This window comes from Microbacterium sp. CGR2 (assembly GCF_003626735.1).
Classification (GTDB): Bacteria; Actinomycetota; Actinomycetes; order Actinomycetales; family Microbacteriaceae; genus Microbacterium.
On sequence record NZ_RBHX01000001.1, the window covers coordinates 2,662,193 to 2,673,739 of the forward strand.

Annotated in this window: 13 protein-coding genes; 7 read left to right on the forward strand and 6 right to left on the reverse strand. The window is 68.2% G+C overall.

Going from position 1 to position 11,547, the window contains the following annotated elements:
- The first annotated feature begins 17 nt into the window (after positions 1–17).
- Complete coding sequence (gene thiL / locus D7252_RS13265; RefSeq protein ID WP_120775817.1) at positions 18–1,013, forward strand: thiamine-phosphate kinase; 996 nt, start codon at positions 18–20, stop codon at positions 1,011–1,013.
- Here the strand turns inward: thiL and rsmD are convergent.
- Positions 983–1,600 (reverse strand): 16S rRNA (guanine(966)-N(2))-methyltransferase RsmD, encoded by a 618-nt coding sequence (gene rsmD, locus D7252_RS13270; RefSeq protein WP_120775818.1) that lies wholly within the window; start codon positions 1,598–1,600, stop codon positions 983–985. The two genes, thiL and rsmD, sit on opposite strands and share 31 nt — an antisense overlap.
- Positions 1,601–1,661: 61 nt before the next feature.
- On the opposite strand from rsmD, the gene D7252_RS13275 reads away from it, so the two are divergent.
- The 6 genes from D7252_RS13275 (at position 1,662) to mutM (ending at position 6,763) form a co-directional block, all read left to right on the forward strand.
- Positions 1,662–3,836: an ATP-dependent DNA helicase RecG gene (locus D7252_RS13275; RefSeq protein WP_120775819.1), complete on the forward strand. Its 2,175-nt coding sequence runs from the start codon at positions 1,662–1,664 to the stop codon at positions 3,834–3,836.
- Between the two features lie 30 nt (positions 3,837–3,866).
- Entirely contained in the window at positions 3,867–4,364 is a 498-nt protein-coding gene (gene coaD / locus D7252_RS13280; RefSeq protein ID WP_120775820.1) for a pantetheine-phosphate adenylyltransferase, read from the forward strand.
- A 70-nt stretch (positions 4,365–4,434) separates the two neighbouring features.
- Complete coding sequence (locus tag D7252_RS13285) at positions 4,435–4,986, forward strand: DUF177 domain-containing protein (protein ID WP_251051386.1); 552 nt, start codon at positions 4,435–4,437, stop codon at positions 4,984–4,986.
- Positions 4,987–4,988: 2 nt separating this feature from the next.
- On the forward strand, positions 4,989–5,198 hold the full coding sequence (gene rpmF, locus D7252_RS13290; RefSeq protein ID WP_120775821.1) for a 50S ribosomal protein L32: 210 nt from the start codon (positions 4,989–4,991) through the stop codon (positions 5,196–5,198).
- Between the two features lie 16 nt (positions 5,199–5,214).
- Positions 5,215–5,907, forward strand: coding sequence for a ribonuclease III (gene rnc, locus D7252_RS13295; protein WP_120775822.1), 693 nt, complete (start codon positions 5,215–5,217; stop codon positions 5,905–5,907).
- Positions 5,900–6,763 carry a bifunctional DNA-formamidopyrimidine glycosylase/DNA-(apurinic or apyrimidinic site) lyase gene (gene mutM / locus D7252_RS13300; RefSeq protein ID WP_120775823.1) on the forward strand — a complete coding sequence of 288 codons (864 nt, stop codon included), beginning with the start codon at positions 5,900–5,902 and terminating at the stop codon, positions 6,761–6,763. The genes rnc and mutM overlap by 8 nt, the downstream gene beginning before the upstream one ends.
- Positions 6,764–6,774: 11 nt before the next feature.
- Here mutM and D7252_RS13305 read toward each other — a convergent pair whose 3' ends face one another.
- From D7252_RS13305 to D7252_RS13325, 5 genes are all read right to left on the reverse strand, one after another.
- Positions 6,775–8,097: an FtsX-like permease family protein gene (locus D7252_RS13305; RefSeq protein WP_120775824.1), complete on the reverse strand. Its 1,323-nt coding sequence runs from the start codon at positions 8,095–8,097 to the stop codon at positions 6,775–6,777.
- Complete coding sequence (locus D7252_RS13310) at positions 8,094–8,789, reverse strand: ABC transporter ATP-binding protein (protein WP_120775825.1); 696 nt, start codon at positions 8,787–8,789, stop codon at positions 8,094–8,096. Before D7252_RS13310 ends, D7252_RS13305 begins: the two co-directional genes overlap by 4 nt.
- 97 nt (positions 8,790–8,886) lie before the next feature.
- Positions 8,887–9,972 (reverse strand): GNAT family N-acetyltransferase, encoded by a 1,086-nt coding sequence (locus D7252_RS13315; RefSeq protein WP_120775826.1) that lies wholly within the window; start codon positions 9,970–9,972, stop codon positions 8,887–8,889.
- Positions 9,969–11,057, reverse strand: coding sequence for a GNAT family N-acetyltransferase (locus D7252_RS13320; RefSeq protein WP_120775827.1), 1,089 nt, complete (start codon positions 11,055–11,057; stop codon positions 9,969–9,971). The genes D7252_RS13315 and D7252_RS13320 overlap by 4 nt, the downstream gene beginning before the upstream one ends.
- 14 nt (positions 11,058–11,071) lie before the next feature.
- On the reverse strand, positions 11,072–11,353 hold the full coding sequence (locus tag D7252_RS13325; protein ID WP_120775828.1) for a hypothetical protein: 282 nt from the start codon (positions 11,351–11,353) through the stop codon (positions 11,072–11,074).
- Between the last annotated feature and the right edge of the window lie 194 nt (positions 11,354–11,547).

Here is an 11,547-nt window from a genome sequence, read left to right on the forward strand (position 1 = left end):
AGGCTACCTTTGACAGCATGCCGTCCCGTCCCGAAGCCGACGACCCGCGTCTGGGCGACCTCTCCGAAGGACGCATCCTCAAGGCGATCCTCGACCGCACTCCGCCGGGCGCCCAGACGCTGCTCGGGCCCGGCGACGATGCCGCCGTGATCGCCGCACCCTCCGGTTCGGTGGTTGCGACCACGGACACTCTTGTGCACGGGCCGGACTTCCGGCTCGCGTGGTCGAGCGGGTACGACCTCGGCTGGAAGGCCGCGGCTGTGAACCTCGCGGACATCGCCGCGATGGGAGCGCGCCCGACGGCCCTGCTCGTCGCCCTCGCCGTACCGCGCGATCTTCGCCTGTCCTTCGTCGAGCGAATGGCCGACGGTCTTCGTGAGGCGTGTGCAGCGCTCGCGCCCGACTGCGCGGTGGTCGGCGGAGACCTGACGGTCTCCGATGTCCTCACGGTGGCGGTGACGGCGCTCGGTGATCTGGAAGGCCGTCCGCCGGTGACGCGCAGCGGCGCGCGTCCCGGAGACGTCGTGGCGGTGGCAGGGGAGCTCGGGGACGCCGCCCACGGGCTGGCCGTGCTGTTCGGTCGGTTCCGCGAGGGGGACACCCCGATCTCGGTGGACACTTCGCGCCTCGCTTCGGGTGAACGTTCCGCCGTCGCCGCGCAGCTGCGTCCTGCGCCGCCGATCGGACTGGGCCCCGTGGCCGCGGCTGCCGGGGCGACGGCCATGATGGACATCTCCGATGGACTGGCGCTGGACGCACGAAGGATGGCGGCGGCCTCGTCGGTGACCATTGCGCTCGACGGTGCGAGGCTGGGAAGCGATCCGGAGCGTGCGATGGCCGGCGGGGAGGATCACGCCCTGTTGGCGACATTCCCGGCGGGAGCGCTGCCTCCGGGATTCCGAGTGATCGGCGAAGTGCGTCCGCTCGGCGATGACGACCTGCTGTGCGATGACCGGCCCGTCGACACCTCTGGCTGGGACCCCTACCGCGACTGGGACTCGGCGGCGGGCTGAGCGTCGGCAGGCGGCTCAACGAGGTACTCCGTCGGTTCCGCCCACCAGAGGGCGGTGTCGCCGTAGGCCTTCTCGCGGATCAGTACCAGGCCTGCCGCCGTGAAGTCGGGCGGTGTGGACCGTCGTGCGCGTTCGACGACGACGAGAGCGTCGGCGGAGAGCAGCGGAGCGAGTGCGCTCAGGTCTTCGGTCATCGCGTCGTCGTCGAGGTCGTAAGGCGGGTCGGAGAAGACGAGATCGAACGGGCCCGACGCTCGCGCGAGAAACGCACGCACGGAGCTCTCGTGGATTCGCGCCGTGTCCGCTGCGCCCGCCTTCGCGACCGTCGCGGCGTTGCGTCGGATGATCGCGGCGGCAGGACGCCCGCGTTCGACGAGGTCACAGCTGGCTGCGCCGCGGCTGAGGGTCTCGAGTCCGAGGGCGCCGGATCCGGCGTACAGGTCCAAGACGCGGGCATCAGTGATGGCGTCGGCTGCCTGCAGTGCACCGAAAAGCGACTCGCGAACACGGTCGCTGGTCGGACGCGTTCCCGCGCTCGGAACCTCGAGCCGGGCGCCCCTCGCGGTGCCTGCGATGATCCTCGTCACCCGTTCACGATACGACAACCGCGGTGTCGGCCGTGTCGGTCGCGTTCCCTAGACTCGGAGCATGTCCCTCACGCTCGATTCTTCGCTCGAGGAAGCGCTGGGCGCGACTCCGGCGAAGACGCTGAATCGTGCGTTCGGTATGAAGACGGTCGCTGATCTGGTCTCCCACTATCCCCGGCGCTACGCCGACCCTGGCGAGCTCACCCCGATCCGCGACCTTCCGGTCGGCGAGACCGTGACGATCGTCGCCGAAGTCCTCTCGTCGAGTTTCCGCCGCATGCGCAATCGTCCCGGAGCGATGGTCGATGTCGTCATCGGTGACGGCGTCGGGCGGATGTCGTTGACCTTCTTCGCCAAGAACATCGGCCAGGCCGAGTGGCGATCGAAGGACCTCGCCGTCGGTCGCCGCGGTGTGTTCTCCGGCAAGGTCGGGATGTTCAACGACGTCACGCAATTCGCTCATCCCGAATACGAACTCTTCGATGACGAAGACGCAGCGCGACGGCGTGCCGATGCCCGCGCGGCGGTGCTCATCCCGATCTATCCGGCGACCGCGAGCCTGCAGACGTGGCAGATCGCGAAGTTCGTCGGACGCGTGCTCGACGCCCTCACGTCGGTGCCCGACCCGCTCCCGGAAAGTCTGCGCGCCGACGAGGAGCTGCTCTCGGCACGTGATGCGCTGGAGTACATCCACCGCCCGCGGACGCGCAACGACATCGACCCGGCCGTGCGAACCCTGCGCATGCACGAGGCGCTGACGCTGCAGGCCGCGCTGCTTCAGCAGCGAGCCGCCGTTCGAGCTCTCTCGGCGACCGCCCGTCCCGCGCAGCCCGGTGGGCTCCTCGATCGATTCGACGCGGCCCTGCCCTATGCGCTGACCCCTGATCAGCAGACGGTGGGTGACGAGGTGGCGCGTGACCTCCTCGGCGCCTGGCCGATGAATCGGTTGGTGCAGGGCGAGGTCGGCTCGGGCAAGACGTTGGTGGCGCTCCGGGCGATGCTGCAGGTGGCGGAAACCGGCGGGCAGGCCGCTTTGATCGCCCCGACCGAGGTGCTGGCAGGACAGCATCTGCGTTCGATCGCCAAGATGCTGGGACCCGAGCTGGCCCCGTTGGTGATGCCGACTCTGCTCACGGGCCAGCTTCCTGCCGCCGAGCGCCGCAAGGCGGCTCTGCGCGTCGCCTCCGGGCAGTCGCTCATCGTGGTCGGCACCCATGCACTGCTCGGCGAGAAGACGACGTTCGCCGACCTCGGCCTCGTGGTCGTCGACGAGCAGCACCGTTTCGGCGTCGAGCAGCGGGAGGCGCTGCGCGCCAAGGGATCCAGCCCGCATGCGCTGGTCCTCACGGCGACGCCGATTCCGAGAACGGTGGCGATGACGGTGTTCGGAGATCTCGATACCTCGGTGATCCGCACCATGCCGGCGGGTCGCGCGGGAATCGAGACCTTCGTCGCCCCCCTGTCGGAGCATCCCGGGTGGTTCAACCGGGTGTGGGATCGGGCGGCGGAGGAGATCGCGCAGGGGCGGCAGGTCTTCGCGGTCTGTGCCGCGATCGACACCGCGAAGAAGACCGCAGAAGCGGGCGAGCAGCCGGTCGTGGCTCCGGAGGGCGCGGCGGGGCCGCGGTGGGGTGTTGTGCAGCTCGACGAAGCACTCGGTACACATCCGACACTCGGCGGCCTCCGACGGGCCGTCCTGCACGGACGGATGCCCTCCGACGAGAAAGACGCTGTGATGCAGGCCTTCGCCCGCGGCGATATCGATCTGCTGCTCGCCACGACCGTGATCGAGGTCGGGGTGGACGTCCCCAACGCCTCCACCATGATCGTGCTCGACGCCGACAGGTTCGGCGTGTCACAACTGCATCAGTTGCGCGGAAGGGTCGGTCGTGGTGGTGTGCCAGGGCTCTGCCTTCTGGTGACCGAAGCCGAGACGGGCTCTGTGGCTCGTGACCGTGTCGACGCAGTGGCCGCGACGCTTGACGGTTTCGCACTCGCAGAGGTCGATCTTGAACTTCGTGGTGAAGGCGACGTGCTCGGCGCGGCCCAGGCGGGAGTTCGCTCGTCCTTGAAGCTGCTCCGGGTGGTCAAAGACGCCGGGCTCATCGCCCTGGCGCGCGAGATCGCCGAGGGAATCCTCTCAGGCGACTCGGAACTCGCATCCCATCCCGACTTGCGCGAGGCGATCGGCAGGCGCGTGAGCGACGAGGATCGCGCGGCGCTCGCGAAGAACTGAGCCGACAGGGCGGTGCCCTAGGCTGGAGCGATGAGCAGCAGGATCGCCGTCGTGCCGGGTTCTTTCGATCCGCCCACATTGGGCCATCTCGACGTCATTCGACGTGCCGCGAAGCTGTACGACGAGCTGCACGTGCTGGTCGTGCACAACCCCGGCAAGGAGGCGATGCTTCCGATCGCGCAGCGGTTGTCGCTCCTGGAGCGTTCCATCGAGGAAGACGGCATGGCCGGGAAGATCGTCATCGGATCCTGGAGCATGGGGCTCCTGGTCGACTACGCCAGGGATGTCGGCGCGGGGGTCCTGGTGAAGGGCATCCGTTCGCAGATCGATGTCGCATACGAATCTCCCATGGCCATCGTCAACCGGCATCTCGCCGACATCGAGACGGTGTTCCTTCTTCCCGACCCCTCTCACGCACTGGTGTCGAGCTCCCTCGTGCGGCAGGTCGCTTCTCTCGGCGGCGATGTGACCCCCTTCGTGCCTCCGGCGGTCGCGGCGTTCCTCGACACCGGCTCCCGAGGGCTCTGACGACGCCGCCACAGGGAGTTTTCGGCCTCGTGGCAGGCAGAGCCGGTACGATTGCGGGGTGCGATCTCGACTGAACGGCCCTTTCAACCTCCCCGCCCGCGACATCGTTCGACGCCCGGGCGAGATGCGCGAGCACGAGTTCACCGTGACTCTGACCGAGCCCTGGGGCGAGGGGATCGTGACCTTCGAAACCGGATCACAGATCGACATCGATGTGCGGCTGGAGTCCGTGCATGAGGGGATTCTGGTGTCGGGTACGGCCGATGCCGAGTACGTCGGAGTGTGCGGAAGATGCCTCACCGAGATCGCTCGGCCCGTCGAAGTCGAGTTCCAGGAGCTTTTCGCGTATCCTGGTGAGGAAGAAACTGACTTCGAGGTTCAAGACGACCACGTGGATCTTGAAACTCTCGTCAGGGATGCGGCCGTATTGTCGCTTCCGTTTCAGCCGGTGTGTCAGCCGGATTGCCCGGGTCTCGACCCGAGTACGGGCGAACGGCTGACCGTGAGCACCGGAACGGAGCAGGCCGCTCCCATCGATCCTCGGTGGAGTGCGCTCCAGAACATCACAGACCAAGGGCGCGCAGCAGAACGCGGCGCGACCGAGAACACAGAAGAGAGTTAGCCATGGCTGGTAACCCCCCGAAGCGCAAAGTATCCCGCTCCAACACCCGCTCGCGTCGCGCGCAGTGGAAGGCGGCGCCCATCACCCTCGTGAAGACGGAAGAAAACGGCAAGACCGTCTACAGCCGTCCTCACCAGGCGAAGGTCGTCACCGACTCCCAGGGCACCGAGCTCTACATGGAGTACAAGGGCCGCAAGGTCGCTGACGTCTGAGTCGTCTCTCACGACCGTGACAGAGGTCCCCGGGGGGACGAGACCTCTCCCTGAGAAGCTCCGCGTCGATATCGACGCGGAGCTTCTGGAGTTGGCTCTCACTCATCGCTCCTATGCCTACGAGCATGGGGGCATCCCGCACAACGAGCGACTCGAGTTCCTGGGCGACTCGGTGCTCGGCCAGGCGGTGACGGTGATGCTCTTCACCACGCATCCCGACCTGGACGAGGGCGAGTTGGCCAAGCGGCGCGCCAGCGTCGTGTCCACTGTCGCCCTCGCCGAGGTGGCTCGCGGGATCGATCTGGGCAGCCATCTTCTGCTCGGCCGTGGCGAAGAGCAGACCGGCGGTCGCGACAAAGACTCGATCCTCGCGGACACGATGGAAGCCGTGATCGGCGCCACCTATCTCTCTGTGGGGCCGGAGGCAGCGACCGCGCTGGTGCTGCGGCTCACTGCGCCTCTGCTCGCCGACCCTGAGCGTTATGGTGCGGCGATGGACCCGAAGACGAGCTTGCAGGAACTCGCTGCCCGTTCGGGAGCGACTCCGCCGCAGTACTCCGTCGAGGCGAGTGGGCCCGACCATGATCGTCGCTTCACAGCCACGGTGGTCGTCGGAGACGTCCGTATGACGGGCACCGGAAGCAGCAAGAAGACGGCCGAGATGGCTGCGGCGCTCAGCGCCTGGCGCCTGCTCGACGAGCGTGCCTGAGCTTCCCGAGGTCGAGGTCGTCCGCGCGGGGCTCGCGCCTGCTGTCGTCGGGTCGCTGATCAGCGCGGTGACGGTGCACGACGAGCGCGCGCTCACCCGGCATCCGGCGGGTGCTGCCGACTTCGTCGGACGCCTCGAGGGCTCGAAGTTCACGGCGGCGTCGCGGCGGGGGAAGTTCCTCTGGCTACCGCTGGACGGCGCGAAGTCCGCGTTGATCGCGCACCTGGGGATGAGTGGGCAGATGCTGCTCCGCGCCCCGGACGCCGTGCTCGAGCGCCACGAACGCATTCGCCTCCATATCGAGCACCCGGTGATCGGCGAACTCGCGGTCGTGTTCGCCGATCAGCGGACGTTCGGGTCGCTCGCGGTCGACAGTCTGATCGACGACGGCACCTCTTTCGTGCCGAGCCAGGTCATGCACATCGCTCGCGACCCTCTGGATGAGACCTTCGACGATGATCGGTTCCGACGTGCACTCTCGGTGCGCGGCAGCGCCATCAAACGGGTGCTTCTCGATCAGACCATCGTCAGCGGCATCGGCAACATCTACGCCGACGAGTCTCTCTGGGCGGCCCGCATCCATCCGGAGACTCCGGCTGCACATCTCTCGACTCGGGCGGTTCGCCGGCTCCTCGAGGAGGTCCGCGCCGTGCTGACGAAGGCCCTCGCTGAGGGCGGAACCAGTTTCGATGCGCAGTACGTGAACGTGAACGGGCAGGCGGGCTACTTCGCGCACTCGCTCAACGCTTACGGCCGCGGCGGGCAACCGTGTCCGCGCTGCGGCGGCAGCATCCGCCGCGAGGCGTTCATGAATCGCTCGTCGCACTACTGTCCTCGCTGCCAACGTCTCCGCTGACGACGGAGGACTCACCCCACGCGGAACGCGCCGGCCAGCAGCGGTCGCGTGGCCCAGGTACTCGCCCAGACGACCCCGATGCCGATCGCGATGACGGACGCGATCGTGAGGAGCGAGAGGGGCGCCGTGATCAGCGCGATGCCCACGAGCGGAAAGGCCAGGACCCCTGCGCAGAGCGCGGATCCGACCGCTGTCAGCAGGAGCGGGGACATGATCGCGCGACGTCGCGCGCGATCCACGGTTTCCAGGGGGACGCCCAGGTGATGGAGGCTGCGGTGGAGTTCTCGCTGGTCCAGCACGTCCGAGGCCTGATTGACCCCGACGGATGCCGCGACCATGAGGAACGAGCCGACGAGGGTGATGATGAGTCCGGTGCGGATGTCGTCGATGAGAGCCACATCTGCGGCGGACGCGTCGGCCGCGCTCATCACGTTCATGACCGCGACTCCGGTGCCCGCGAAGACGGCCATGAAGCTCGCCATCGCGATGCCGCCCACCTGTCGCCACGCCGCTTTCGGAGAATCGAGCACCACGCGCGCGGCGAGGAGCCGCTCTGGCACGGCGGCGCGGCGGAGCTGACGGGTGGCGGCGACCTTCAGGACCCACGGGCCGAGAACGTTCAGCACGGCGAGGACGGCGCCGAACATGCCGGCGAGAACGATGATCGTGGTGACGAGATCGCCGATCGAGGGGAAGGCCTTGATGACCACGAAGGCCACCGCGACAGCGCCGACAGCGACGATCACGCGCACCCAGTGCACCTTCGCGGGGGCCGAGCGCGTGCGCACGCCCAGTGGTGAGATCACCACTCGACGAAGGCCGAGAGTCGCGCTGGCGGCGGCGAGCACGAGGACACCGAGGAAGACCACGACGATGTGGAGTGGCGGCAGCACCACCGCCCCGAAACCGAGCGACTCACCGCGAAAAGGGATCAGTCCGATGAGGGGACTGAGCGCGAGATGCCCGACGACTCCGAGGAGCGCGCCGACAGCGGCGACGAGGACCGATTCGACGACCGTCGCGAACGTGACGCCCCCGGGGGAGACGCCCAGCAGTCGCAGCGTGGAGAGGCGTTCATCGCGGCGGCGCGCGGAAAGACGTGCGGCGGCACCTCCGAGTGACACCAGCGGGACGACCAGCAGGACGAGTGCGATGGCCGCGAGCGCCTGGTAGATGGGGGCTTCCGGGTCACTCCACCCCCAGAAGGACTGGGCGCCGCCGATCACGCTGAGCACCAGGGTGGTCACGATCCCGAATGCGGTGACGGGCAGGGCGAGAACGCTGTTCTGCCCCGGGGAAGGGCGAAGCAGCAGCGAGAGGACGTCGGCATTCATGCGGCCACCGCCGACGAGACGATCCGGCCGTCACGGACGGCGATGGTGCGCGTGCACCGCGCCGCCACCTCCGGATCGTGGGTCACGACGACCAGGGTGCGCCCTTGGCCTGTCGTGGACCAGAGCAGGGCGTCCATGACCTCGGCCGACGTGCGCGAGTCGAGCGCTCCCGTCGGCTCATCCGCGAAGACGAGCTCTGCACCGGTGGCCTGGGCTCGTGCGATCGCGACGCGCTGGGCCTGCCCACCGGAGAGTTCGCCGATCCGACGATCCTCCATGCCGGCGAGGCCGAGCGCTGCCAGCCAGGATGCCGCGTGCTGGACAGCGTTCTGACGCTTCACACCGTTGATCATGGAGGCCAGCGCGACATTCTCGACCGCGGTCAGCTCGGGGATCAACAGTCCCTGTTGGAAGACGAATCCGAAGCGTTCCCGACGCAGACGCGAGCGAGCCGCCTCTTTCAGCGCGGTCACTTCGACAGGTTCTCCCTCTGCGGGCCGGAAGAGGACGGTCCCCGAATCCGGTGCGACGATTCCGGCCAGCACGTGCAGCAGAGTCGTCTTGCCGGAGCCGGATGCGCCCATGATCGCGACGGACTCGCCACGAACGACCGTCAGGTCGACGCCCGCGAGGGCTCGTGTGGGTCCGAAATTCTTCGTGAGGGCACGGGCTTCGAGCAGAGGGATGTTCATATCCCCAGCCTCGTCACCTCGGGCCGCCATGTCGTCGGCCCGGCGGATGAGGCTGTGGGACCGGAATCATCCCGAAGAATGACATCCGGCTTTCGACTCAGTCTCCGAGCTTCTTCTGCCAGGCCCCGGCGTACGACACCGGCGCGAAGCCGATCGCCTCGTTGATGTCGAGCATCGGTCGGTTCTCCTCCGCGTTGAAGGTCGAGACCACAGGCGAGTGCGGCATCAGATCGCGCCAGCGAAGCAGGTTGGCGCATTTGACGATCATGCCGAGTCGGTGTCCTCGGTGATCCTTGGCCACCAGTGTGCCGAACTGGTGGGTGACTCCGGTACGGTCAGCAGCGATCAGCAGTTCGTTGTAGGCCACCAGATCTCCCGTCGGCACATGCTGCACTGCGGCGACCGAGACGGCCTGGCCGGCGCCGGTGAGTCGTCCTTCGCGTCGGACCACACGGTCGGCGTCCCACTCCTCGGCGGCGAAGTCCATGTCACCGCTGGGTGCATCGGTCGACAGTCGAGCCAGGACAGCGGCGAACCCGGCACGCAGTTCGGGCGGAGTCGGCAGCATCCACTCGACGAGCCGATAGTCCGGTCCGGCCGTCTCCTGCGCCGCGGTGAGGGCGTCGCGCAGGGGCGTCGGATCAGCCCGCAGATCGAACTCGCTGTTGCGTTCGACCTGCTCGAGTTCGTAGCCCGCGGCCTCGAGGAGATCGGTGAGGGGGGTAGCCGGGACTCGACCCCACCCCGTGCGCGGCATCAGCATGCGCTCGGCCTCACCCGGACGGTGGAGCGTCCAGAGCTGAAGTACGGAACGTCCGCGCGCGCGGGCCTCGGCCTGAGCGCGAGCGAGCAGGGCCTCCTCGACGCCGCGCCCCCACTGCGCCGCCGGTACGAGCAGATCGATCTCCGCCGCGTGCGCGTCCTTCTCCTGAGCGAACGCGATCGTCACCATTCCCGCGATCTCGTCCTCGAAGCGGGCGACGAATCCGAGGCTGACCGAGTCGGTGTCGTCCTGCCAGTCGGGGAGCATCTGCGCGGCGTCGGGCGGCAGGTCGGGGAGGCCGACGGCTTCATCGCAGATACGCCGGTTGAGCTCGCCGAATGCACGGAAGTCTCCTGCATCGTCGCCATCCAGCGTCGCGGGGACGGTGAGAGGGGTGATCGTCATCGCGATCGTCGTCATGACAGTTCCTTCTTCCATGCGCCTTCGTAGGCGGTGGGGGTGAAGCCGAGGGCTTCGTTGATGGCGAGCATCGGGCGGTTCTCCTCGGCGTTGTAGGTGACCACGCGCGGGGACTCGGGGACCATCTCCGCCCAGGAGAGGAGTGAGACGCACTTCACCAGGAGACCGAGGCGGTGGCCGCGATGCTCCGTGAGCACGAGGGTGTCGTCCTGATGCGAGACCGCGTGCGGGTCAGGGCCGATCGCGAGTTCGGTGAACGCGCTGAGCTCGCCGGAGGTGATGTGCTCTGCGGCCGTCACCAGCACGGTCCGCCCCATCTCGGCCGACCGGCGCTCGGCGTCGGTGAGGCGTGCGACGTCCCAGGCTTCCTCGTCGGTCTCGAGTCCCGCGCTCGGCGCGTCCGTCGACATGCGCGACTTCAGCCACGCGTATCCAGCCGCGCGATCCTGAGGCGTCGGCACTCGCCACTGCACGACGCGGTAGTCACGGGACTCCGCTTTCGCCTGCGCGAGCAGTCGGCCCGTACGTCGGAGCGTCGCGGCCGACAGCTCCAGGTGGCTCACCCGGGCGACCTGCTCGAGATGGAAGCCATGCCGGCGCAGGAACCGCGCGACATGATCCTCGGGGACGCTGCCGAATCCGGTGGGCGCCTCCAGCCGGGGGCCTGCGCTCGGTGGCTGCTCCGTCCAGTTCTGCATCACCGAGCGGCCGTGACGGCGGGCGACCGCCTCGAGATGGGGGAGTACCGCGGAACCGATGCCGCGGCCCCACACGGACGGCCGGAGTTCGACGGAAGCGATGACGACACGCGAACCCTCCTCGTTCGGCACGTCCACGACGGCACGCCCCACGATGTCTCCGCCGAGGCGCACCGCCCAGACGTATGTCGTCCGCTCCTTGCGCGACCGCAGCAAGGGCAGCAATGCCTCGGGCGTCAGGTCCTGTTCGGCTCGGCCGGTGACCTCGCGGTAGACGACGTTGCGGACGCGGGCGAGTTCGCGGAACTCGCCCGCGTCCGCTGCATCCGCCCGTGCCGGGAGCACGAGCGGATGCAGCGTGGCAGCTGCGGTGAGGGGGATGGACATGGTCGGATCTCCGATCAGCGCAACTGGTGGTGCAGGTCGTAGGTGAGCAGTGCGAACCTCTCCGCCGGGGTCCGGTGACGATCGCCGAGGCGGAACTCCGGGCCGGGGTCGGTGTGCAGGCTCCGGCGGATGGGCCGGGGACGCTGCGCCCGCTGGAGCAGCCAGAGGCCGATCCGGAGGGACAGACGATCGGTGAGAGCGAGCTTTCGCAGATCGTCGGGGCGGGGGATGTGGAGGACCTGCTGGTCCTCGGTATCGGGCGGGCGGGTGAGGCTGCGGTGCAGCGTCGAGTTCACGATGATTCCTTCGAAGTGAGTGGAGTGGGGTGCGCCGATGTGCGCTCGCGATGGAAGAGCCGATCGCGGAGCATGCGGACGGATGCGGCGTCTGGGCCCGCGGAAGACGGAGCCGAGAGCGGCAAGGGTTCCTCGACCTGACAGCGGATCAGAGGATGGAGCGCGGCAGAACGAACGAGACTCTGACCTGAGAC